The organism is Ferviditalea candida (assembly GCF_035282765.1).
Classification (GTDB): domain Bacteria; phylum Bacillota; class Bacilli; order Paenibacillales; family KCTC-25726; genus Ferviditalea; species Ferviditalea candida.
The window spans coordinates 121,951-146,079 of the sequence record NZ_JAYJLD010000009.1 but is presented as its reverse complement, the minus strand read 5'-3'; the positions used below and the strand labels follow the sequence as shown (position 1 = coordinate 146,079).

Genomic DNA, 24,129 nt, shown 5'->3' with positions numbered 1-24,129 from the left:
GCTATTTTTTGAACCGGGTATGAATATTGTTATGCTTGTAGGTCGCCGTAGTGAATTCGCTTAATTCCATTGACAAAGCCAGGTAGCGCTTGGCAAACAGATCGGCGAAATGCGCTTTGATCACTTCGAATATTTCATCACAGGCCGCTTTTTTATCGGCCTCCGACCGGCCTGAGCCGATCTTTAAAGCCGCATGGACGAATGCATCGTCCTCCGCGCCGTCGGCAATCCGGTAATCGTGCAGTTCAATCGCTCTCAAGCGGATGCCTCCGACCGGAAAAATATCGCTGTGCGCAAGCAGAACCTTGTTGACCTTCTCAAGCAGACCGGGTATGTTCGCCTCTTCCTTAATATTATCGGTATACTCCAGGATGAAATGCGGCATCTTCCGCCTCCTTTTCTCCTAAATCTGGTTTATCAGGCCGGCAATCAGACGTCATCGCCGGCAATCGTATTCACCAGTCGACCGATGCCTTCAATCTCGGTGACAACCTCGTCGCCGATCTTCGTATCGACCAGCCCTTCAGGCGTTCCGGTCAGAATCATGTCGCCCGGGTTCAGCGTCATAAAGTTGCTCAAATACTCGATCAGATAAGGGATATTGTAAATCATGTCCTGTGTGGAGCCCTCCTGCGTCAGCTTGCCGTTCACATAGGTGCGCAGGCTCAAATTCATCGGATCCTGCACATCCTCCGCATCAACCAGCCACGGTCCGATCGGCGTGCACGTGTCCCGGTTTTTTACCCGCAGGTTGGGCCGGTAGTAGTTTTCCAAATAGTCGCGGATGGCATAATCATTGGCGACCGTATACCCCATTACATAATGATATGCGTCTTCCCGCTTCACCTTGCGGGCCTGCCGTCCGATCACAACGGTGAGCTCACACTCATAGTGCATATACGCGGCATCTGCCGGACGGCGTGTCTGAGCCCGATGGCCGATGAACGTATTCGGCCCCTTCAGAAAAACCAGCGGCTCCGTCGGAGCCTTGAACTCCAGCTCCTTGGCATGATCGGCATAATTCAGCCCAAGTGCAAAGACCGTGCCGGGCTGGACCGGAGGAAGCCAGACGACCTCGTTTTCGCCAACTATCCGGCCATCAGGCAATTTGACGCCTCCTTCCGCTTCGAGAGCATCATGGATCGCCCCCAGGTATGCGACTCGCGCCCGCTTCATAATGAGACCTCCATTACCCATTCATGTTCATGCACAACCGTATTTTCCAGGCTGCCCACTCCGTTGATTTCGATCCGCACGCGATCGCCGGCTTTTACCAACGGCGCGCCTTCCGGTACCCCGACCAGCAGCACGTCGCCGCTGCTAAGGGTCATAAACTCGGTGATGTCGGCGATCAACCGCGGAACGTTCCGGATCAGATTTGCGGTCGTATTCTGCTGCCGCAGCTCACCGTTGATAAACACCCGCACATCCAATGAATCCGGATCGGCAACGGCATCGCGCTCAATGATCCAAGGACCGGCCGGGCAAAAGCCGTCCCGGCATTTTTGGCTCACCGCGGGACGATACACGCTGTCGTGCGGAATGCTGACATCGTTCACCACGGTGTACCCCGCAATATATTCCAGGGCTTCGGCTTCACCTACACGCGTCGCCGTGCGTCCCATAACCACACCGAGCGAAGCGCCGATTTCCAGCTCCGGGACATCCGCAGGCAGCGGAATCGGCATGCCGGAGCCAATCACCGTATTAGCTGGTTTGATATACATGACAGGCGCCTTGGGCTCTCCCTTGTAAGGCGCCTCAAACATTGCGTCTCCCAACGCGGCGAACGCACCTTTATAGTTCAATAGAACACCGTATATCGTTCCCGATATCAGCGAATCCAGAGGAAGCCTGCCGACGGAATAACGCTTTCCGTTCAGTTCGACCGTATCGTCCGCAGGATTCACATCGACCTCGTGGTATTGAGATATGCCGCGAAGCTTGATTTTTGCTTTGCTCATCCGCTTCACTCCATTTTCATTGATATCGAATTCAAGCCATGTTCATCTATATGACTTCCTTTTGTTTTCCAAGGTATACATTTCGGACATCCGGGTTATTCATAACCTCCTGAGCCGTTCCATGAATAACGAACTCTCCGCGCTCAAGCACACAAGCATGGTCGGCAACCTCTAAAGCCGCTTTCACATTCTGCTCGACAAGAATAATCGTCGTATCAAACTCGTTCTTCAACGTTTTGAATATGCCCATAATGTTTTTTACGATAAGCGGAGCCAGACCCAGGGAGGGCTCATCCAGCATCATCAATTTCGGGTTGGCCATCAGTCCGCGCCCGATTGCGAGCATTTGCTGCTCACCGCCGCTCAACAGTCCTCCGGCACGGTTAAGCATTCTGGTCAGTTCCGGAAAAAGGCCCAAGATTTTATCATAATCCTGCATGACCTGCTTCTTCTCTTTTTTGATGCGATGAAAAGCGCCCAGCATGAGATTGTCCTTCACCGAAAGAGAGTCGAAGATTTGCCGGCGTTCCGGTACAAGACAGATTCCCTTCGCGACAATCTCTTCAACGCGTTTCTTGGAAATGTCCTCTTCTTGGAACACGATGCTGCCTTCCCGCGGGCTGTATACGCCGGCAAGCGTGCCCAAGAGAGTGCTTTTCCCGGCGCCGTTCGTACCCACAATCGCCAATAGTTCCGCTTTTTTCAAGGAAAAGCTGATACCTTTAACAGCATGCATATTTCCGTGATAGGTATGTAAATTCGTAACCTTGAGCATTATATCACCACTTCCTTTTCGCCCAGATAAGCGGAAATGACCTGAGGATTATTCATGATTTCTTCCGGCGTGCCCTCAGCAATCTTTTTGCCGAAATCAAGGACTACAATGTGGTCGGCAATCGTCATCACCGTTTCCATATCGTGCTCGACAAACAGAAAGGTCATCCCCTTTGCCCGCATATCCAGAATGATCCGCATGAGGTCTCTGGACTCCTGCGGATTTAAGCCGGCCATCGGCTCATCCAGCAAAATCAGCTGCGGCTCGGAAGCGGCAGCCCGCGCAATCTCCAGCAGCCGCTGGCTGCCGTAAGGCAGATTATCGGCAATTTCATGCGCCAGGTCGGCAAGACCGACCTCCTGCAGATGCTGCATGGCCTGCCGAAGGACGGCTTCCTCTTCTTTTTTGACTGACGGAAGCCGAAACGCCGAGGTCAAGAAGCCGGTTTTCAACCGGACGTGCGCTCCGGTCATGACATTTTCAACAACCTGCATATTCTGGAAGGTTTGCAGGTTTTGAAACGTGCGGGTAATTCCCAATTTGGCCAAATCGCTCGGTTTTTTGCCGGATGTATCATGTCCGTCAAAATGGATCGTACCGGATGTTTTCGGCAGCACATTGGTGATCATGTTGAACAGCGTCGTCTTGCCGGCGCCGTTCGGACCGATCACGGCCACGATCTGACCGGGAAACACAGTAAACGAGACATCCTCCACAGCCGTGACTCCGCCGAAAATTTTGGTCAGCTTGGAAACGGATAACAGCGGCTCTTTGCGTTCCATAATCTCCTTTCCTCCCCTGCTACGGATTTTCCATGCTGTCCGCTGCGCCCCGGCTTCGCCTCCGGCTGAGCTTGAGCCAATTGAATGCTTTGTTGCGGAGTTTTACAAAGGCGGGAGCCAGACCCTCAGGCATATAGATCAGCAAAACCACCAGCATCACTCCGAAAAATACAATCTGAAATTCATCGCTGGATTGCGTGTGCATCACCATAGGAATGACATCCTTCAGCACTTCGCCCAGGATGATGAAAACAGCGGAACCGATCAATCCGCCCCAGATGCTGCCGCTTCCCCCGATGACGGACATGATCAGGAAATCGATCGACATTTTGGATTCAAACAGCATCGGATTGATGAACGATACATAATGGGCGTAAATGCTGCCCGCTATCGAAGCGTAGACTGCGCTCAAAATAAAAACCTGCAGCTTGTACTTTTGGATATTGACGCCGATCGAGTTTGCCGCGATCTCGCTGCTGTGAATCGCGCGGAACGCGCGGCCCACCCGAGATTGGACCACATTCCGGGTAAGCAAAATGCCGAGCAGGGCAATCAACCAGACCAGATAGTAAAACTTGACTTCGGAATCAAATTCAATGCCGAACAGGTTCAACGCGGGAATTCCGAAAAAACCGTTCAATCCCCCGGTGATGTCCTTCCATTGCTTGAAAAAAGTAAAAGCAATCATCCCGATTCCCAACGTGGCCAAGGCCAGATAATGACCGGTTAATTTCAAGGTGGGGATGCCCACAATAAATGCAATAATGGCTGTCAACAGAACGCCTACAAGGATACCGACAATGGACGGCATGCCGAGCTTGACCGTGACGTATGCGGAGGAGTACGCCCCGACTCCGTAAAACGCCGCATGACCGAGCGAAATTTGTCCCGCAAACCCCATCAGCATATTCATTCCCGTGCTGATCAACGTGTATAAACCGACCAGGATCAACACGCTGATGAAATAGGACGAGGAAACGAAGGCAGGCACCAACATCAGGATCAGGGTGAACAGCAATATTCCCTTTACGCTGCGGGAATAAACTTGGCTCAATAAACTGTTATTCATCCTATCACCCCTATACCCGTTTTCCCGAAACTTTAGACAGAATTCCGTTAGGCATCACGAACAGTACAAGGATCAGCACGCCAAAGCTTACCGCGTCCTTATATCCGCTCGTCCACAACCCTTCGGTAAACGACTCCAGCAATCCGATAATCATTGCACCGGCAATCGCTGCCGGCGCATTTGATATACCACCGATCACTGCCGCTATAAACGCTTTCATCCCCAGCATCAAACCCATACTGTAGGTCGCTCCCGAAATCGGCGCTATGATGATTCCGCCGACCGCTCCAAGAGCGGCGCTGATGCTGATGGCAATCAAGGACATGCGTTCCGGACGTATGCCCATCAAACGTGCCGCCTGCCGATTCACCACGCATGCGGTGACGGCTTTTCCCATATAGGATTTTTCGAAGAAGACGTACATGAGAATCAGACTGACGATGGTCACGCTAATGGCCCATAAGCTTTGAGGCTGGATGACTGCGCCCAATATGCTCAACGGATCACCCGATGTGAACGGAGCCAATGATTTTGGCTCCGTTCCCCATATCAGCAAGGCGATACCCCGTAAAGCGATAGAGACAGCAATGGTGATAATGATCAAGGTGACTACCGTCGAATTTCGAGCCGGATAAATCGCAAACCGTTCAAACATCGAGCCAACCAGAAAAACGATCCCGATTGCCAGAACAATCGCCAAAATTTTCGGAAGACCGGCGGACACCAGGGAAATCGTGATCAACGCCCCCAGCATCGCAAATTCCCCTTGGGCAAAATTCAGAATGCCGGTAATGTTGTAAGTGATGACGAATCCTATCGCGATTAAAGCATAAATACTGCCGATCGTTAATCCGGAGAAAATCAGCTGAACGATCTGACTCAAAAATTCAGACATGCGAATCCCCCTAGGGTTTTATTACTCTTCCAGTACCCACTTGCCCATCTCAATTTTGATCATGGCAAGCGCATCGGCGTTCAAGCCGTTGTGATCATCTTTCGTGTAGTTGAAAATTCCGCCGGTTCCCACGATATCCTTCGTATTGTTTTCCAGCGTATCGCGGATTTTTTGCGGATCGTCGCCGGCTGTTTTGATTGCGTTTGTCAAAATTTCAAAAGCATCCCAAGCATGACCGCCGAATGTGCTGGCAGGGTAATTGAATTTAGCCTGAAAATTCTTTGCATAATCAACGAGGATTTTTTTCTGCTTGTTATCGTCCGGAAGCTTATCGGCAACCAGCAAACGGCCCGCAGGGAAAATGACGCCCTCAGCGGCTTTGCCGGCCAATTCGATAAACTGCGCGTTGGCAATGCCGTGCGACTCCAGAATCGGAACGTCGATCTTGAGCTCGCGGATGTTCTTGGTTACAACGGCCGATTCCTGGGTCGTTCCCCATACGACGATCGCCTGTGGATTTGCGTTTTTCACCCGCGTCAGCATCGGCTTGGCGTCGTTGACGGTCGCTTCGAACGATTCGGAGATGACGGTTTCGATGCCAGCTGCTTTAGCGGCCTTGTCGTATTCTTCCTTACCGCTGGAGCCGAAGGAGTTATCCACGTTCAGCCATGCGACTTTCGTCAGATTGTGATCCTTCAAGTATTTAACGACGCGCGGAGCGACAATGTCATCGCCTTGCGGTGTTTTAAACACATACGGTTTTGCCGGGATATTGATGGCTTTGCTGGCTCCCAAAGCGATGAACGGAACTTTCGCTTTTTCCGCGATCGGGATCAGCGCCATGCATTCTCCGGAAGTGGTGCCGCCGATCACCGCGGCGACTTTATCATTTTCAATTAACTTTTTCATATCCAATACGGCTTCATTCTGGTCGCCTTTCGTGTCATAAGCAACCAATTCGAGCTGGCGTCCGCCGATACCGCCATTGGCATTTGCTTGCTCAACCATCATTTTTACGGTATCCATCTCCGGCTTGCCTAACGAGGATGCGCCGCCGGACGCCGCAAACAAGCCGCCGATTTTAATCGGCGCCGCTGCTGCCGGCTGTGCCGATGCTTTCGAGCTTTCGGAAGCAGCGGGAGCCGGGGAATTGCTGTTCTCGGCCGGCTTGCTGCCGGAATTGCCGTTACCGCATGCAGACATGAACACCAATAAAAAAACACTCGTAAGAATGACAATCAATTTCTTCATCTCATGGACCTCCCTTTGTAATGAAAAGCTTATTTCCTGTAAGCGCTTTCTATTGAATTAACAATTTCGGTTATCAACCCCCTTAAATTCATCTGCTCAGCCCATAAATTGATCTATTAAATGATGAATTCGGGCTTCTTCTGCTCCAGAGTCGCGGCTTTAATTTCTACTTCCATGCCGGTATCGATATCCAGGAACGGGGTGCCTTCATTGAACCAGGAATCAGGCGCCTTATGTCCCCAGAAGGTTTGTCTTCTCGGATCGTTGATATCCCAACGCACAGGTTCGAAATCGGGATCACTTGTCAAATAATCCCCGTTATACAATTCAATTCGGTTGCCGTCAGGATCTCTCAAATACAGGAAAAAGGCGTTGGAAATCCCGTGCCGCCCAGGTCCCCGCTCGATGCTGCCGCCGTACCCCATCGAGGCAAGCATGTCGCAGGCATGAATCAGAGCCAGCGGATCGGACAGCCAGAAACCGACATGATGAAGCCTGGGGCCGTCGCCGTTCATAAAGGCCTGATCATGCACGTTTTGCTTCCGGTGAAGCCATGCCGCCCATATGCTCTCGTTTTCGGCAGCCGTATATTCAGAGCAAGCAAAGCCCAGCTCCTTCGTGTAAAAATCATAGGCTTTCTGCACATCGGGAACGAAGCAATTCACATGATCGATACGCTGAACGCGCGCTCCCCTGTATAAATCATATCTTTGCAGCAAGCGCTCCGTTTTGTCCATTTTGGCGTAAAACTCCAACGGTATGCCCGAAATGTCATGCACGCGAAGCGCCCGACCGACCACATGCTGGGCGCCCTCGGGAAGCCATTTCGTTTTAAGGCCTTTGGCTGCAAACAACTTTTCCAGCTCATCCAGATCTTGGTCTTGTTGAACCTTATAGCCGATGGCATGCACACCCGGTTGATCCGCTTTTTTCAATACGAGGCTGTGGTGATGGTACTCTTCCAATCCCCGCAAAAAAATATTCTCATCATCACTTTCGGTTTCAATGAATCCCAAAGCGTCCGCATAATATTTCCTCGAGCGTTCCAAATCCGTCACATTCATGACGACTCTGGCCACTCGAATAATTGAGAAATCCATCTTTCATCCTCCCGCTAAAAGAATATTCGGTTAATTTTTGACAAACTCTTCCGAACGATTCAGAAATTCCTTCACCCGATCAACGTACTCCTGTTTGTCATAACCGTTGTACAACGCTCCGGCCATGCGCACGGGGTCGCCGAAGAAAAAACGTTCGTAGAGCGTTTGGCGGGATCCGAATGCGCTGATGCACACATCCCACGCAAGCCGGAACAGTTTCACGCGATTGTAGGCATCACTGTTGGCTGCCTGCAAGTATTTATCGAGATCGGGACGAATTTCGGAATTGAAGTCAGCCTCTCCGGGAATCGCCATCAAACCGCTGGCTCCCAGCAGTTGCATGATTTCCGAGAAACGCGGATAAATTCTGGGGAAATAATTGCGCGCCGCATTAAGCGGCTTGAAATCGGGGGTCATGATTCCCCATCGATCCAGCTTTGCATTGGCTTCAGACGCGGTAATAAACGCTTTCATCGTTTCCAAAACGACGATAACCTCCGCCATTTTCTCTTGGACATGCTGAAACTGCCCGATATTGATCGTCTCTACCATCAACTGCAAAATCCCCAGAATGAATTCCGTTTTGGCGACATTCTTGGACACTACCTGATGAGTCATATGAACGACCGCGTTGCTTTCCGCATAAGCGCGATTGCAAATGTCAATATTGCCCAATGCAAACACTCGGTCCCAAGGTACGGTAACATCGTCGAAAACGACGATCGTGTCCATCTCTTCAAAGCGGGAACCCAACGGATGGTCAAAGCCGGACTTTCCATAGTCGAACGATTCCCTGCAGATGAATTTCAAGCCCGGTGTATTGTTGGGTATGGAGAATGCGAAAGCATACGGATTTTCTTCATCCGTTTGCTTCAACAGCGTGGATGGAAACACCATGATTTCATCCGTAATCCCCCCTTGTGTCGCTAACAGGCGGGCGCCGCGAATGACTACACCGTCATCGGTTTTCTTCACGATGCGGGCCGCAATATACGGATCCGGCAGCTGCGAGGAATTCAGACCGCGGTTGACCTGAGGCTGAATCAGTGTATGCGTCAACGACAGGTCGTTCTCACGAATATATTCATAATACTTGCTCATATTTTCGGCAAACATCTGATCCTGCACACCGAACATTTGAGCCGCCGCTCCGTAGGCCATCATTCCGGAATTGATATAATCCGGCGAACGGCCCATCATGCCGCCGTTGTATTTGGCCCACTCCTGAATCATCATCCGTCTTTTCTCAAGATCCTCCTTGGTCCTGGGCTGCATGAAGGAAGTCCCGACCCTGTCGCCCGTAGACGGAGAAGTATATGTCATAACCTCATGCTTATCCGGATCAAATTGCATATCGTAAAGAGCGCCTTGGCTCTTCATCACGCCCCGAAAAGCGGGATGCTCGGATACTTTCCCAGCAACCCGGCTGCCGTTGATCCAGACATCGGCCATCAGACTGTCCACGCGATCGATATATTGCCGTCCCGTCTTAGCTGGCATTCCATAACCTCCCTAACGATTTATAAGAATGAATGATATTACTTCGAAGCCCCGAATTTCGGGATGTGCTGTTCGTCCAAAGCGACATGAATGACCTGAGTTTCCGTATAAAATTCGAAGCTGTAGTGGCCTCCTTCACGGCCGATGCCGCTGGATTTGGAACCTCCGAACGGAACGCGCAAATCCCGCACATTCTGCGAATTCACCCACACCATGCCGCTGTCTACGGCTTGTGCCAAGCGGTGTCCGCGTTTGATATCGTTCGTCCAGACGTAAGCGGCCAGCCCATATTTGACATCATTGGCCATACGTAGGACTTCCTCTTCCGTCTTGAACGGAATCACCGTCAAGACGGGACCGAAGATTTCTTCCTGAGCGACTGTCATCTGATTATTAGCCTGGTAAATAACCGTCGGTGCCACGTAATTCCCGCTCTTGAACTTCTCCGGAATCTCGGTTGAGATAACTTCAGCCCCTTCTTTACGGGCAATTTCAATATATCTCGTCACATTCTCCCAGTGGTTTCGATGAATCAACGGCCCGACTTCAGTCGATTCGTCCATCGGATCGCCAAGACGAATATTTCCCAGGCGTTCCTTCAATCGAGCGATCATTTCGTCATGTATCGACTCATGCACGAGCAGTCGCGAGTTGGCCGTACAGCGTTCCCCGTTGAACGAAAAGATCTGCCAAACCACCGCATCTAATGCGGTATCCAGATCAGCATCATCAAAAACGATAGCCGGAGATTTGCCTCCCAGCTCCATGGAAAATCGTTTGAGCGTTGCCGCCCCGTTGCGAATAATTTCCGATCCCGTCGTCGTTTCTCCGGTAAACGAAATCAATTGCACGCCGGGATGAGCGACCAAAGCAGCCCCCGCCGTTTCGCCGAAACCGTGCACGACATTGAATACCCCTTCCGGCAATCCCGCTTCATGGATAATTTCGGCCAGCTTATTGGCTGTAAGCGGAGCCCACTCGGCCGGCTTCAGCACACAGGTATTTCCGGTGGCGAGAGTTGGAGCCACTTTCCAGGTCTCCAACATAAAAGGAGCATTCCAAGGTGTAATGAGCCCGGCAACGCCGACAGGCTTATGTATCGTATAATTGATAAACGAGCCGTCTACCTGGTAAGCTTCACCGACCATCCGGCTTTTGACCATTTCGGCGTAGAAACGGAAGTTTTCCGCCGCCCGCGCCGCTTGCTTCTTGGTTTGCGCTACGGGCAGTCCCGTGTCCAAAGATTCCATATACGAAATTTCATCGCCGTATTTGTCGATCAAATCGGCTATTCGCAGAATATAGGTTAACCGTTCCTTCAAGGCCATCTTCCGCCAAGGTCCTTCATCGAACGCTTTGCGGGCGGATTGCACCGCGAGATCAATATCCTCGGCAAAGCCCTCTGCTATTTCATTAATCGGTTCGTTGTTAAACGGATTAAGATTGGGAAACACGTGCCCGGAAATACCTTCTGTAAATTGTCCGTTAATATAATGAAGGACTTTGCCCATTTTTCTATGGTTCATGATTTATCACCTTTTCTGCTGTCGAATATAACGTTGGGAACCGGAATTGCACCGGCTCCGCAGTTTCTTTAACCTTGTCGATCACAGTAGTCCGTAAGAGACGAGAGTTTCCCTGATTTCGTTTTGCAGCGCTTCCGGCGGCGGACCCATCGGCAGCCGCAGGGCCGGATTGATGTGGCCGAGCATGCCCATAGCGGTCTTCAGCGGACCCGGGTTGGTATCCTTGAACAGCACGTCATTCAAAGGCATCAGTTTGTAATGGAGATCAATCGCCTTATCCACTTCTCCGGCAGCCCAATAATTATAGATGTCGGCAACTTCCTTCGGAACAATATTCGCCGTTGCGCTGATATGGCCGGCACCGCCGATCGCCAGCATCGGATAACACAGCAATTCAATGCCGGAATACAGCAGGAAATCTCTGCCGCAATTCAGCAATACCCGGTTTACATGCTCAAAATCCTTATTCGATTCCTTGACGCCGATAATATTGGGGCAATCCTCGGCAAGCCGGGCCAGGGTTTTGACCTCAAGGTTAACCGCCGTCCGTCCGGGAATGTTATAAATAATAATCGGGATATCCACAGAATCGGCAACAATTTTGAAGTGATTATATAAAGCCTGCTGATTCGGCCTGTTATAATACGGAACAATCACCAGAGCGGCATCCGCGCCCATTTCTTGAGCCGCTTTGGTCAAGCGCAGCGTTTCCGCATGGTTTGTCGATCCGGTTCCCGGCGCAACCGGCACCCGTCCGTTTGCCGTCTTGATCGCAGTTTCCATGACCAGTTCCCGTTCCTGAATGGTCAACGAGCTGGGTTCTCCGGTTGTTCCCGTTACGGATATTCCGTGCGAACCGCTGGCGATATGCCAATTAATCAAGTTTTTAAAAGCCTCGATGTCCACTTCCATGTTCGAATCAAAGGGGGTTATGATCGGGGCAATCGAGCCTCTTAACCTTTGTTTGATTTCATCAAACATTGCATTCACCTTTCCTTCTCATGAGCTTTTGTCAAACCGTATTAACTTGTGGAATGAAAGCGTTACCCTTTCCACACCACAATCATATATGAAATAATATATTTATTCAATATGTTATTTCATAATTTAATATATGATTTTAGGTAAGCGTTTACAAAATAGAATAATCATATAATTCCAATTCATTTTCAAACGTATTTTTTTATAACGTTTTTATAACGTTATAATATCATAGTGTAATATTTTTGTACAATAGTTTGCGGCAGTTTTCTGGGTGCTGTTTCTGTTTGCAAAAAAGCCGTTAGAGCTATTTCTCTAACGGCTTGCCGAATGTTAAAATATGAAACTGTCGCTATATTGAAGCCGCTTCCCTTAATTGGCAGCAAAGCCTTTCGAGTTATCAGGGTTTTTTCGGTTGTCGAACGCCTTGACCGTATTCATTTTGTGCTGCCGCACAAATTCTTCGATCTTCGCAAACGAATCCTGATGCCGAATCATTTCAATAATTTGATCATGCTCTTGAATGGATTCTTTGGCCCGCTGCGGCACAAATGTAAATACCGTTTGTCGAACCCGGCTCATTCTTTCCCAAGTCTGATGGATTTGTTCCTTCAAATACTGGTTGTTGCAAAATTCGTATATGACGGAGTGAAACTTGCGATTTAATTCGCTGAATTGCTCAAACTCAAAATCAAACAGCGCACGGCTCATATTGGCATTGATCTCCTTAAGCAAATCAATCTCTTTCGGGGGAATCAATCTTGAGCTCAGGGCTGTTGCATACCCCTCCAACACCGCCAAAACCGATAAGGTTTCCCGATACTCGACCTCATTGATTTGGCTGACGATGGCGCCGCTGTATGCTTTGTATTGAATCAAGCCGTCCGATTCAAGCTGACGAATCGCCTCCCTCACCGGAATAATGCTTAGCTTGAGCTCTTTTGCGATTTGATCAATGACGATTCGGTGTCCCGGTCCGAAATAACCGTTTACGATCTGGGAACGGATAAAGTCATATGCAATTTGTTTTTTGCTGATCGAAGATTTTTGAGTTTCCATATACAAATCATAATTGAAATCGTATATGATTTCAAGATTTTTATCGTTGAGAGTTTCTTATATGTTATTTATTCGGCATTTTGTTCATTAAATGGCCTTCGACCCAAGTGTGCAACTGGTGAAATCCGTCAAGCGTGAATTGGATGCTTTGTTTCTCGCTGCCGCCGCCGGACATTTCAATCAAGATTCTATTTTCGTTTTCGGTACAGGTTGCGGCAAAATTGGAGACCTTACCGTTGATTTCCTCCTGCCAATTGCACATATAACTGGTAACGAAACTTCTCATAAATCCATTCCTCCCCGCACTCATTTTATTACCGTCCTTCATCTCCACGGCTGCTCGAACCATAGGATCTTCGATCTTTTCAGCCGTATCCGCAAGAGGCTCCGCTTCCATCGAAATGGCTGCAGGAATTTCCTTTGCTCCAACCTCGTCATCCTCACCATCGGCTTCAAATCGGTTATCCTCGGCTTTCGATCCCTTATCTTTTTCTATTGGTCCCTCATCCTTATCTGTCGATCCTTCATCTCCGGTTATCGATTCCTTATCTCCGGCCTCCGGCCCGCTTTCCGTTTCTCCGCTTGATGTCTGAACGGCTGCAGCTTCCGTCCGAAGAAAAGGCTCGGCATATTTACCAATGATTTCTTTCATCCGTTCAGGATTAAACGGTTTCGTCAAATACCCTTTAGCCCCAATATCCAGCGCATCGAAGATCATCGCCTGCTGGTTGCTTGCCGAACAGACCAGTACGACTGCCTCAGGATCCATCTTGAGGATTTCTTTCGTTGCATCAAGCCCGTTCATGACCGGCATTGTCAGATCCATCATTACAATGTCCGGACGCAATTCTTCATACAGCTTGACAGCTTCCTTTCCATTGCTCGCTTCTCCGACAACCTCGTACTCGTTCTGCTTCAGATAATCCGCCGCCATTTTGCGCATGAAATGCGTATCGTCGACCACGAGAATTCTGTATGATGACATGATGTTTCATCCCCCTTGTGCTTTTTCGCAGCAGAGATCCCCTGCCATTTTGTTTCACATTGAATGTATGGTTTGAAGCACCTGCTCCACCGTGGTCATCCCTTCCCGGGCTTTGAGCAAACCGTCGACCAGCATGGATTTATGACCCTTTTCATTCAGATATTGCGCGATTTCATCAGCTGTACGGTTCTGTGCAAGGAACTCGCGCAACGAATCGTCTATTTTGATGACGTCGTGAATTCCGACAAATCCGCGGTAGCCGGTTTGATTGCATAACCTGCAGCCGTTTCCCCGGTTAACTGTTGCTTTTCCGCTGATTTGCGCTGCCATAAACGAACGGAAATTTCCGATCATTGTTTTGCCGGACGATTTGGAATCATCCGCCTTTAACAGACCGTGACTTTCGAAATGCTTCAATTCCTCATCCGAAGCAGGCATCGTTTGGGCGCATTGACCGCAGACGCGGGGCACCAACCGTTGAGAGATCACATAGGAAAGGGAAGAAGCAATCATCTGCCGATCAACTCCCATGTTCATAATCTCCCGGATCGCTTCGATTGCACCTGCTGTCCGGATCGAACCCAGGAAAAGAACATCCTCCCGGGAAGCTGCAGCGGCCATTTGCAGCGTCTCCGCGTCCAATTCTCCGGCTATGACGATATCCGGATCCTGACGCAGCACCGCCCGAAGTCCCTGCGAAAAGGACAATCCGATTCGATCATTCACTTCAACCTGAATAATTCCGGGCAGACGGTATTCGATCGGACTTTCGACGGTAATAATTTTGTGCTCTTCTTTTTTCATCTGCATAAGCAGCGAATACAGCAATGAGGTTTGTCCGCTTCCCGAGGGGCCGGAGATCAGGATCATTCCCTTTGGCTGGCGGATGGCGTCTGTAACAGCCTGCAAATTGGATTCACTCAAGCCCAGTTCCGACAACTCCAGCAGCTTTTGAGATTTCTCCTTAATCCGGAGAGTCAAGCTTTCACCATAAACGGCCGGCAGTGTGGAGACAACGATTTCAAAATCCTTCTGCTCGATCTGATGTTGAAAACGGCCTTCTTGAGGCAGTTTTTCCTCCGAAGCGCTCAATCCTGCAGCATATTTGATCCGTTCCACGAACGCCTCCTGCAGCGGTTTCGGTATATCCTGCTGCATCTGAAGCACGCTCTCGATTCGGTATCTGACAGTCAGCCTCTCTTCCTGCCAGTCGAGATGAATGCTGCTGGCCATTTGCTGAACGGCGGATTCAATCATTCCGGACAACATTCCGGCAGCTACCGAGAGACCGTAATGAACCGTGAGCGCTTGCTCCATTTCGAGACGGGTCGTCAGCATCGGCTGCACACTCATTCCCGTAGCCATTTGAATCTCTTTAATTGCTTCTTCATTGAGAGGATCGACCATGGCCACTTTGATTTTTCCGTGTTTGTGATGGATCGGAATGATCCTGTGCTTGCGCGCAAGTGATTCGTGAACGAGTTGAAGCGTACTCCGATCAAAAACAGTTTCATTCAGCTGGACAACCGGAACTCCCAATTGAAATTCCAATGCTTCCGCCAACTGCCGCTCAGTAATGATGCCGTTTTCCGCCAAAATTTCACCGATCTTTTTGGGCGTATGCTCCTGCTGTCGAAGCGCTTGTGCGAGCTGCTCTTCCGTTATCAGGCCGTTCATGATCAGAAGTTCGCCAATCCGCATAAGTTCCTCCTTTTGGACCGAATTCTCTTGTCATATATTTGGACGTAAAAAAGCCGAGTTCACCGAGCAACCCGGCTGTCCTGCCATCGTGCAACAATGGTTTAGACCCATGGCTTTGCGTCCCCTGCTTTCGTCAGGGTTTGCCTTTTATCTTAAACTGGGCTGGTCGAATTTCCGCTGATTTGTGACGAATTATGTATAAATTGTGTAGCTTAATTATACTGGATTGCGATTCTTCAAATAAATAGAACCTAATGACTGTTTAAATAGGTTAAGAGATACAGATATCCAGAAAAAAATTGGGAATATTAGATTCAAAGGTCCCGAGGAAGGATCGATTGATGATATAATAGTCGGGGTATGCATATATACATATTACCGGCCTATTGCGACCGATTCAGTTCGAATTCCGAAGATCGAATATAAAGGAGAGCGCCATGGAAAAATGGATTTTGCGCATCGTCGTCACGGCCATTTCCCTTCTGGTGGCGGACCTCATGCTGAGCAGTGTGGCGATCCACGGCATTGCCGCAGCCTTCTGGTCCGCGCTCATTCTCGGATTGGTCAATGCCTTCGTAAGGCCTATATTGATTGTGCTTACACTGCCGATTACCGTTTTGACCTTCGGGCTGTTTTTGTTCATCATCAACGCCGTCACCTATGCGTTAACGGCTGCGATTGTCCCCGGCTTCGAGGTCTACGGGCTTTCCGGAGCGCTGCTCGGATCATTGGTGACCAGCATCGCCAGCTGGATTCTGTATACATTGATCGAAAAAGGCGGCAACTAGAGTATAACGTTCTACAAATATTATCACTATTTCTGTTGTTGTGGCATAATGGAATTAATAACCTTAAATGGAGTGTGATTCTATCGTTTAAATCCACAAAACAACCCTTGGTTTTGTCATCGGAGGATCGTCAATTTCTTCAACGGATCAGCCAATCCAGAACAGAAGAATTCCGTCGTGTTGAACGTGCACGAATGATCCTGCACTATGCCGATGGTTTGAGTATTCCTAAGATCGCAAAGGCTCTCGGGGCGACCGTCCCTAAAACCAACCGCTGCATTGACAAAGCTCTGGTGCGGGGTTCGTTCTACTAGGAGTCTGTCCGACGGATTGATTTTCGTGAATTTTTATTCAAATGGTGTATGAAGGAATAAGGCAATGAGCACGAAAAGTTTAAGCTTATGCTCCCGAAGCAGTTTTCTGCGAAAACTTGTACGTCTTTAAAACCGGGAATTAACCGCAAAAATCTAATCATACTCCTGGTTTTAACAGCGGTGCATTGCCATCCCTTTTCCGAAAATAACGATTAAATTGAATAAATATTCACGATCTTGCTTTCGTCGGACAGACTCCTAGCGGATTATTGTTCCAAAGTGTTGACTGCGGCCTCCAGCAGTTGATCAAAGAAGTCATCATTCTGTTCGATTAGTTCTTCTACTTTGGAAATTTCTTCTTCACTTCCGGATGCATTCAAAAAATGCAGGCTGTACATCCAATCTTTACGATCCTTGCTGTACAAGCTCATCTCATATGCCTGCTTGTGGTTGTCCAACTGAAAATCGACCTTGCCGACATACTTGTCCTCTTTGCTGTAGCTCATTTCCGCATGCAAAATAGTGAGATTCATTGTAAATCATCCTTTTTTTATTTTATCTTATCATTTTTTTTCGGATTCCAAACACAAATTTTCATATAAACTGCCAGTCCCCCGCCGCTCCCCGGTTTTTCTCCTCATTTCGTACCTCCTGCAGGCAACCCGGAATATACATATACAAACGTAAAAACGGGGTCATCCCTGTTTGTTTGACTATTCCCTTGATCACTGGAGGTTGAACTATGATCACTTACCGACCCGAGCCGTTTACGGATTTTCGCGAAACCATGCATGCGAGGCAATTTGAAGAGGCCCTGCAGCGGGCTTCCGGCGAGTTGGGTAAAGATTATCCGCTTGTCATCGGCGGCAAGCGCATCATGACCGGGAAGCAAATCATTTCGCTGAATCCGTCGCAAAGCCAAGAAATCATCGGAAAAACAGCAAAAGCCGATCGTGAAGCAGCCGAGCAAGCGATGCAGGCGGCCTTCCAAGCTTTTGGCGCTTGGTCGCGAGTCCCCGCCGAACAAAGAGCCGGCTATTTATTCAAGGCCGCAGCCATTCTCCGCCGCCGTAAGCACGACCTGTCCGCCTGGCTGCTGCTGGAAGCCGGCAAAAGCCGCGCCGAAGCCGACGCGGATACAGCCGAAGCGATCGATTTCATGGAATATTACGGCAGGCAGATCATCGAATTGGCGCAGCGCGGACAGCGTACACTCGTTGCGCTTACAGGCGAAGACAATCAATTGGATTATATTCCGCTTGGCGTCGGTGTGGTCATCCCTCCGTGGAACTTCCCTCTCGCGATCCTCGTTGGAATGACGGCCGCCTCCATCGTATCCGGAAACACGGTGGTGCTAAAGCCGGCCAGCGCCACTCCGGTGGTCGCTTATAAATTTATGGAAATTCTCGAGGAAGCCGGAATCCCCGCCGGTGTAGTCAATTACCTCCCGGGAAGCGGCAGTGAAATTGGAGATTATCTTGTCGAGCACCCCTTAACCCGTTTTGTCGCTTTTACCGGCTCCCGCGAGGTGGGCTTGCGCATTAACGAGTTGGCGGCCAAACCGGCTGCCGGTCAAATCTGGATGAAACGGGTGATCGCCGAGATGGGCGGCAAAGATTCGATCATTGTCGATCGGGACGCCGATCTCGAATCGGCTGCGCTCAATATCGTCCAGTCCGCTTTCGGGTATTCCGGTCAAAAATGCTCGGCCTGCTCCAGAGCGATCGTTCATCAGGACGTCTATGACGAGGTGTTGAACCGGTGCGCGAAAATCACGAATAACCTTAAGGTCGGCGACGTTCGGGACGCTTCGAACTACACGGGGCCGGTTATCGATAAGCAGGCGTACCGGAAGATTATGGATTACATCGAAATCGGGAAATCAGAAGGGACGCTGGCCGTCGGCGGAAGCGCAGCCGAAGGAAACGGCTTTTATATTCGGCCGACGATTTTTGCCGGCGTAAGTCCGAAAGCGCGGATCATGCAGGAAGAAATCTTCGGACCTGTAGTCGCATTCACAAAGGCCCGAAGCTTCGATCACGCCATTGAAGCGGCCAACAATACCGAATACGGATTGACCGGCTCCGTGTTTACCCGCAACCGCGCACACATCGAACAAGCGCGCCGCGAATTTCACGTGGGAAACCTGTACTTCAATCGCAAATGCACGGGGGCCATTGTCGGCGTGCATCCCTTCGGCGGATTCAATATGTCGGGAACCGATTCCAAAGCGGGCGGGCCCGATTACCTGATGCTTTTCACGCAAGCAAAGCTGACATCCGAAGTGCTGTAAAATCAGGGAGGAATCCGGGATGGAACCGCTATGGAACAGCTTGTTTCTCTATCTTTCCAGAAATCGGATGCTGAATGCAGCCGCAAAAAAGTGGGGGCTCCGTTTCGGAGCCGCACAGATCGTAGCCGGCACAACGATTGCCCATGCCGTCGCCAAGGTGAAAGAGCTGAATGCAAAAGGGCTTGTATGCACATTGGACCCGCTCGGTGAATTTGTGATGCATCCCCAGGAGGCTACTGACAGATTCAATACCTGCATCAACACAATTAAAGCAATCGCCGAATCCGGGGTGAATTCCAACCTTTCATTGAAGCTGACTTCACTCGGGCTGGATATCGATCGGGAATTATGCAGGGCTCATTTGCAAAAAATTGTGGAAACCGCCAAACAGCACGGCATTTTTGTGAGGGTCGATATGGAGGATTCCCCGCACTGCCAGCCGACCCTCGATTTGTTAAGGGAGCTGCGCCGGGAATACGACAATGTCGGAACGGTCATTCAAGCTTACCTTTTCCGTTCGATGCAGGATGTTAAAGAGCTGAAGGGCGTACCGCTCCGTCTTGTCAAAGGCGCCTACAAGGAATCCCCGGAGATAGCCTACCAGCAAAAAATGCAGATTGACAAGAACTATTTAAACCTGATCCGGCAGCACATGTCGAGCGGCAGCCATACGGCCATCGCCACCCATGACCACAGGATCATTGCCGCAGTCAAGGATTTGGTCAAGCAGCATCAGATTCCCCGAAGCCAATTCGAGTTTCAAATGCTGTACGGATTCCGTACGGAGCTGCAGCAGGCAATAGCCGGGGAAGGATACACAATGCGCATCTACGTCCCCTTCGGACGCGACTGGTTCGGATATTTCATGCGCCGCCTGGCCGAGCGCCCTCAAAATGCGGCCTTCGCCTTCAGGGGTCTTTTTCTCAAGTGATCTCGCCGTCAGGACTGGATTTTTCGCAAGGACGAAGGCAGAATCCGTTCTTCCTCCCGGTATTTCGCGACCGTCCTGCGGGAGATTGGAATCCCTTCCTTCTCCAGCAAATCTGCAATTTTTTGATCGGATAAGGGCTTTGTCCTTTTTTCCGCTTCAATCAATTCGCGAATTCTGGTTTTAACGATCCTTGAAGAGACTTGCTGGCCTTCCGATGTCGAAATCGCATTCGAGAAAAAGAATCTCAATTCAAATATGCCCTTGGGCGTATCGATATATTTATTTCTTACGGCCCGGCTGATTGTGGATTCATGCAACCCGAGCTTTTCGGATATAACCTTCAGGCCGAGCGGCTTCAACCCCGCCGATTCATTCGTGAAAAATTCATACTGCTCATCCACGATCGCCCGGATCACTTTTTGCAGCGTGATGCTGCGGTGCTCGATGCTGCGGATCAGCCAATTCGCGGATTTTATTTTTTCTTGCAGGATGTCATGAAACTGATCCCCGTCCCCGGATTTGCAGGTTGAACGTAAATCCATGCTTACGGTAATCTTCGGAAGCGATTTGTCGGTGATGATCAGCAACTGGCGGCTGACAGGGTGAAGAACGATTCGGGCGTCGACGATCAACGGTCCCTCCGACACGGAACCGTAGGAAGCGTAAGGCTTCGGATTGAGCGTTCGAATATACTCAAGGATGGAAATGACTTCTTCTTTGGAAATGCCGGTGTCCTTGGCAATCTTGTCAAATTTCCCCTTGGCCAGCTGATCCAAATGTTCCTGCACGATCTGTTCCGCCATATCAGGAGCATTGGGATCTCTCGCAATCTGCAGCATCAAGCATTCCCGCAAATCCCGGGCGCCGATTCCGGGGGGATCGAACGATTGCAGAATATGCAGCGCCCTTTCGATGGTTGGTGCGGGAAGATGAAGATATTGCTCAGCTTCGGACAAGCTGATCGTCAAATAGCCCGAATCATCCAAATTGCCCGCAAAAAATGAAACCGCTTTAAAAAGTTCAGGTGTATAATCGATTAAACGCAGCTGGTTCATGATTCTTTCTTCCAAAGTATCGGCTTGGCCGGACAAATTTGCGATCAAATCCATATTTTCATCGTTATGATTAGAGCCTTTCGTCTTGCGCTTCCGATTGGCATCAAAGAACGGCCAGTCGATTTCGATGATCGGATTTTCGTTGGCCTGCTCCTGCAAGAATGAAAACAGTTCGTCAGCAGAGTATTGAAGGACCTGAATGGACTGCTGCAATTCGGGTGTCATCAAAAGCTTCTGGCTCTGCAGCTGATCAAGACGGAACTCGACATTCATGAATATCCTCCTCTGATGGATTTTTCGAATCTGCTTACCATCTTATGAACATTATACGATATTCTATCCGCTTTTGGGCAAAATGCCTTGAAAAAAGCCATGGAAGGACAGTTCATATTGATTATTCAAAAATCAAAAGGTAATATGAGGAATGTGGAATATACACGCTAAACATATCATTTTTATGTAATAAACCATAACATATATATCCCATAAACATATCGTTAATATATCATAAACTATTAAAAAAATCTATCCATCCTGAAAATTCACTTCTGCCAAAAACTATTTATATCAACGTGGAGGATAAAACAGTATGATTGCTAATTCTTTGGATGACTTCATCATCGATTCGCGTCAGCAAAGCTTACTAAAGAAAGCCGCCGACCTGGCTTCCAAATTCGCCGAACGTGCGGAAAAACATGACCGGGAGGGTTCATTTCCGTTTGAGAATTTTCAGGATTTGCGAAATGCCGGAATTACGGCGCTGACCGTGCCTAAGCAATACGGCGGGCAAGGGATCTCATTGTATGACATGCTCTTGCTGCTGGACGTCCTAGCCCAGGGAGACGGATCGACGGCGCTCGGACTCGGCTGGCATTTGGGCATGATCATGAACTTAAGAGACGCACGGGTTTGGGATGAGCGTCAATTTAGGCAATTATGCGAAAATGTGCTCCAGCATGGCGCATTGATCAACAGCTGCGCCACGGAACCGGCCACAGGAAGCCCGAGCAGAGGCGGACGGCCGGAGACGACGGCGCGGATGAACACCGACGGTTGGGAATTAAGCGGACATAAGACTTGGAGCACGCTTAGTCCGATATTGACGCATATCATCGTTACGGCTTCGATTGAAGGCGAGGAAGACACCGGCGAATTTCTTGTTCCCGGTGGGACTCCCGGTTTGGAGATTGTGGAAACCTGGAACAGCCTCGGCATGCGCGCCACAGGCAGCCACGACTTGCTGCTGAAGCAGGTCAGGCTTCCCAAAGACGCGCTTGTCCGGAGGTTTACGTCCAGAACTGAGCAAAAAGCCAAGGATGGAAGCGGATGGCTGCTGCATATTCCGGCCACCTATCTCGGCATTGCCGCCGCAGCAAGAAATTTCGCCGTACGCTTCGCCAAAAATTATCATCCCAACAGCCTGCAAAAGCCCATTTCCGAGCTACCCGGCGTGCGCGAACGAATCGGAAGAATGGAGACGGAATTATTCACGGCAAGAACCGTTCTGTATCAAGTCGCCGAGCGATGGGACAAACATCCGGAACAGCGTTCCAAAATGCAGGGGAAATTGGCCGCAGCCAAATATGTGGCGACCAATTCCGCGCTGCAAATCGTTGATTCAGCCATGCGCATCGTCGGCGGACAAAGCCTGTTGAAGGCTAATCCTCTGGAACGCTATTACCGTGATGTCCGCGCGGGACTGCACAATCCGCCGATGGATGACGTCACGCTTCAGATCATGGCCAAAGAAGCCTTGGAGTCTGTGGAATAAGAGAATATCAAGCACTGTTCACGGATACGGCGGCTTTTGTTGTTCTTGATTCATTTACTGAGAGTATCATAATTGAATTAAAGACCAGCAGTCCGGTGCTCAACCAAAGCGTGGACGCGTAATTATGGGAAATTCCAAACAGGATTCCGGGAACCAAAGACCCCGCCGCGGCTCCGAACTGATGAAAAAAGCTGATGAAACCGAATGCCGATCCCATTCGCTCCACACCGTATATTTTGCTGCAAAGCATCGTAAACGGAGCTATCGTCGCGATATCCGTAAGGCCGTACATCGCAGCAAATATGAACAACCAAACCGAATCGTTCGTAAAGCTCAAAATCAGCAAGCCTACGACTCGAAGGCTGTATAACATAAAAAGAATCTTCTTGCTGCTCATCAGATCGGTCAAATAACCGACCCCCACCGTTCCGATAATATTTAGCACTCCATATACCAGCATCACATCAGCCATCGTCGTATTCGAAAAATGACGGTCTTCTCCTAACGGAACCAGATGCGTCTGAATCAATCCGATATCGGTAAAACCGCAGATCACATACGGAATAACGAGCATCCAGGTTACAGGCTGCCTAAGTATCGACGCCGGCCGTACTCCGGTTGTTTTGGCGGACTTCTTTGCCCGCTCCTGAACCGGCGGTTCCGCAGCCGGAGCGGCTGCGGGCCGGTCTTTGTACAGGAAGAAATACAACGGGGTAAGAATCAGCGCATAAATCGCGCCGTATATCACAAACATCCAGCGCCAGCCGATCCAATCAATCAGATAAATATTCATCGGGGCAAATAATGTCGGACCCCCGGCCATTCCCAAAACAATGATGCTGATCATCAGTCCCTGCTTTTGCTTGAACCATCTGACAATCGCGACCGATACCGTCACGTTGGAGGTGAATCCGAAGCCTACGGAAGCCAATACCCCATACAGGATCGCTAAATGCCATATCGTCTTCGCAAAGAAAGAAGCCGCCATACAAATTCCCAGAATGAAAAGCCCCAGCGACAGCACCTTGCGCGGTCCCCACCGATCCGACAACCTTCCTGCAGCCACAATGCTAATGCCAAAAATGACCAAACTGGTAAAGGAAACGAAGCTGACCGTAAGCCGGCTTGCTCCGAATGTCGTTTCCCATGGAGTCACAAAAGTTCCAAACGTTCCCCGGATCCCCATGGATGCGAACAAGACCAGAAACGATAAAAAGACGATGACATAACCGTAATAAAATTTCGATCCTTCCGCATGCTCTTGTTTAAATAGACCTTTGTTCACCATGGACCTCCCGTATGATGCAAGCAAATTGATAATTTCGAATTAAACCGTTATGATTAGTGCAGCGTACATCCTACAATCATTATACATACATTCGTCTTTGT

At 49.6% G+C, this 24,129-nt stretch carries 23 protein-coding genes and 1 riboswitch; of the genes, 5 read left to right on the top strand and 18 right to left on the bottom strand.

The window, feature by feature from the left end:
• Position 1: 1 nt before the first annotated feature.
• The 15 genes from VF724_RS08685 to VF724_RS08615 form a co-directional block, all read right to left on the bottom strand.
• Complete coding sequence (locus VF724_RS08685) at positions 2–385, bottom strand: 5-carboxymethyl-2-hydroxymuconate Delta-isomerase (RefSeq protein ID WP_371753841.1); 384 nt, start codon at positions 383–385, stop codon at positions 2–4.
• A gap of 44 nt (positions 386–429) precedes the next feature.
• The gene (locus VF724_RS08680; RefSeq protein WP_371753840.1) at positions 430–1,176 is read right to left on the bottom strand and encodes a fumarylacetoacetate hydrolase family protein; all 747 of its coding nucleotides are present in this window, start codon (positions 1,174–1,176) and stop codon (positions 430–432) included.
• Positions 1,173–1,964, bottom strand: coding sequence for a fumarylacetoacetate hydrolase family protein (locus VF724_RS08675; RefSeq protein WP_371753839.1), 792 nt, complete (start codon positions 1,962–1,964; stop codon positions 1,173–1,175). Before VF724_RS08675 ends, VF724_RS08680 begins: the two co-directional genes overlap by 4 nt.
• Positions 1,965–2,010: 46 nt before the next feature.
• Positions 2,011–2,739, bottom strand: a complete 729-nt coding sequence (locus tag VF724_RS08670) for an ABC transporter ATP-binding protein (RefSeq protein ID WP_371753838.1) — start codon at positions 2,737–2,739, stop codon at positions 2,011–2,013.
• Positions 2,739–3,521, bottom strand: coding sequence for an ABC transporter ATP-binding protein (locus tag VF724_RS08665; RefSeq protein WP_371753837.1), 783 nt, complete (start codon positions 3,519–3,521; stop codon positions 2,739–2,741). The genes VF724_RS08670 and VF724_RS08665 overlap by 1 nt, the downstream gene beginning before the upstream one ends.
• 19 nt (positions 3,522–3,540) lie before the next feature.
• Positions 3,541–4,590 carry a branched-chain amino acid ABC transporter permease gene (locus tag VF724_RS08660; protein ID WP_371753836.1) on the bottom strand — a complete coding sequence of 350 codons (1,050 nt, stop codon included), beginning with the start codon at positions 4,588–4,590 and terminating at the stop codon, positions 3,541–3,543.
• A gap of 10 nt (positions 4,591–4,600) precedes the next feature.
• Positions 4,601–5,485: a branched-chain amino acid ABC transporter permease gene (locus VF724_RS08655; RefSeq protein WP_371753835.1), complete on the bottom strand. Its 885-nt coding sequence runs from the start codon at positions 5,483–5,485 to the stop codon at positions 4,601–4,603.
• 21 nt (positions 5,486–5,506) lie between these two features.
• The gene (locus VF724_RS08650; protein ID WP_371753834.1) at positions 5,507–6,736 is read right to left on the bottom strand and encodes an ABC transporter substrate-binding protein; all 1,230 of its coding nucleotides are present in this window, start codon (positions 6,734–6,736) and stop codon (positions 5,507–5,509) included.
• 116 nt (positions 6,737–6,852) lie between these two features.
• Complete coding sequence (gene hpaD / locus VF724_RS08645; protein ID WP_371753833.1) at positions 6,853–7,836, bottom strand: 3,4-dihydroxyphenylacetate 2,3-dioxygenase; 984 nt, start codon at positions 7,834–7,836, stop codon at positions 6,853–6,855.
• Positions 7,837–7,866: 30 nt separating this feature from the next.
• Entirely contained in the window at positions 7,867–9,336 is a 1,470-nt protein-coding gene (gene hpaB, locus VF724_RS08640; RefSeq protein WP_371753832.1) for a 4-hydroxyphenylacetate 3-monooxygenase, oxygenase component, read from the bottom strand.
• Between the two features lie 38 nt (positions 9,337–9,374).
• A complete protein-coding gene (hpaE, locus tag VF724_RS08635; protein WP_371753831.1) occupies positions 9,375–10,862 on the bottom strand; it encodes a 5-carboxymethyl-2-hydroxymuconate semialdehyde dehydrogenase in 1,488 nt (495 codons plus the stop codon).
• Positions 10,863–10,943: 81 nt separating this feature from the next.
• Positions 10,944–11,843 (bottom strand): 2,4-dihydroxyhept-2-ene-1,7-dioic acid aldolase, encoded by a 900-nt coding sequence (gene hpaI, locus VF724_RS08630; RefSeq protein ID WP_371753853.1) that lies wholly within the window; start codon positions 11,841–11,843, stop codon positions 10,944–10,946.
• Between the two features lie 372 nt (positions 11,844–12,215).
• Positions 12,216–12,902, bottom strand: a complete 687-nt coding sequence (locus VF724_RS08625) for a GntR family transcriptional regulator (RefSeq protein WP_371753830.1) — start codon at positions 12,900–12,902, stop codon at positions 12,216–12,218.
• 64 nt (positions 12,903–12,966) lie between these two features.
• The gene (locus VF724_RS08620; protein ID WP_371753829.1) at positions 12,967–13,887 is read right to left on the bottom strand and encodes a response regulator; all 921 of its coding nucleotides are present in this window, start codon (positions 13,885–13,887) and stop codon (positions 12,967–12,969) included.
• A 54-nt stretch (positions 13,888–13,941) separates the two neighbouring features.
• The gene (locus tag VF724_RS08615; protein WP_371753828.1) at positions 13,942–15,588 is read right to left on the bottom strand and encodes a GspE/PulE family protein; all 1,647 of its coding nucleotides are present in this window, start codon (positions 15,586–15,588) and stop codon (positions 13,942–13,944) included.
• A 62-nt stretch (positions 15,589–15,650) separates the two neighbouring features.
• A riboswitch (cyclic di-GMP riboswitch) is annotated at positions 15,651–15,743 on the bottom strand.
• 282 nt (positions 15,744–16,025) lie between these two features.
• Here VF724_RS08615 and VF724_RS08610 point away from each other — a divergent pair.
• Together VF724_RS08610 and VF724_RS21620 are read left to right on the top strand one after the other, a co-directional pair.
• Entirely contained in the window at positions 16,026–16,376 is a 351-nt protein-coding gene (locus VF724_RS08610; RefSeq protein ID WP_371753827.1) for a phage holin family protein, read from the top strand.
• A 74-nt stretch (positions 16,377–16,450) separates the two neighbouring features.
• A complete protein-coding gene (locus VF724_RS21620; RefSeq protein ID WP_503473103.1) occupies positions 16,451–16,690 on the top strand; it encodes a helix-turn-helix domain-containing protein in 240 nt (79 codons plus the stop codon).
• A 266-nt stretch (positions 16,691–16,956) separates the two neighbouring features.
• Here the strand turns inward: VF724_RS21620 and VF724_RS08605 are convergent, their stop codons facing one another.
• Positions 16,957–17,223 (bottom strand): hypothetical protein, encoded by a 267-nt coding sequence (locus tag VF724_RS08605; protein WP_371753826.1) that lies wholly within the window; start codon positions 17,221–17,223, stop codon positions 16,957–16,959.
• 209 nt (positions 17,224–17,432) lie between these two features.
• On the opposite strand from VF724_RS08605, the gene pruA reads away from it, so the two are divergent.
• On the top strand, positions 17,433–18,983 hold the full coding sequence (gene pruA, locus VF724_RS08600) for an L-glutamate gamma-semialdehyde dehydrogenase (protein WP_371753825.1): 1,551 nt from the start codon (positions 17,433–17,435) through the stop codon (positions 18,981–18,983).
• 19 nt (positions 18,984–19,002) lie between these two features.
• Positions 19,003–19,914: a proline dehydrogenase family protein gene (locus VF724_RS08595; protein WP_371753824.1), complete on the top strand. Its 912-nt coding sequence runs from the start codon at positions 19,003–19,005 to the stop codon at positions 19,912–19,914.
• 8 nt (positions 19,915–19,922) lie between these two features.
• Here VF724_RS08595 and rpoN read toward each other — a convergent pair whose 3' ends face one another.
• The gene (gene rpoN / locus VF724_RS08590) at positions 19,923–21,242 is read right to left on the bottom strand and encodes an RNA polymerase factor sigma-54 (RefSeq protein ID WP_371753823.1); all 1,320 of its coding nucleotides are present in this window, start codon (positions 21,240–21,242) and stop codon (positions 19,923–19,925) included.
• 316 nt (positions 21,243–21,558) lie between these two features.
• Between rpoN and VF724_RS08585 the strand changes: the two genes are divergently transcribed.
• Entirely contained in the window at positions 21,559–22,740 is a 1,182-nt protein-coding gene (locus tag VF724_RS08585) for an acyl-CoA dehydrogenase family protein (RefSeq protein WP_371753822.1), read from the top strand.
• A 7-nt stretch (positions 22,741–22,747) separates the two neighbouring features.
• Here VF724_RS08585 and VF724_RS08580 read toward each other — a convergent pair whose 3' ends face one another.
• A complete protein-coding gene (locus tag VF724_RS08580) occupies positions 22,748–24,025 on the bottom strand; it encodes an MFS transporter (RefSeq protein WP_371753821.1) in 1,278 nt (425 codons plus the stop codon).
• Between the last annotated feature and the right edge of the window lie 104 nt (positions 24,026–24,129).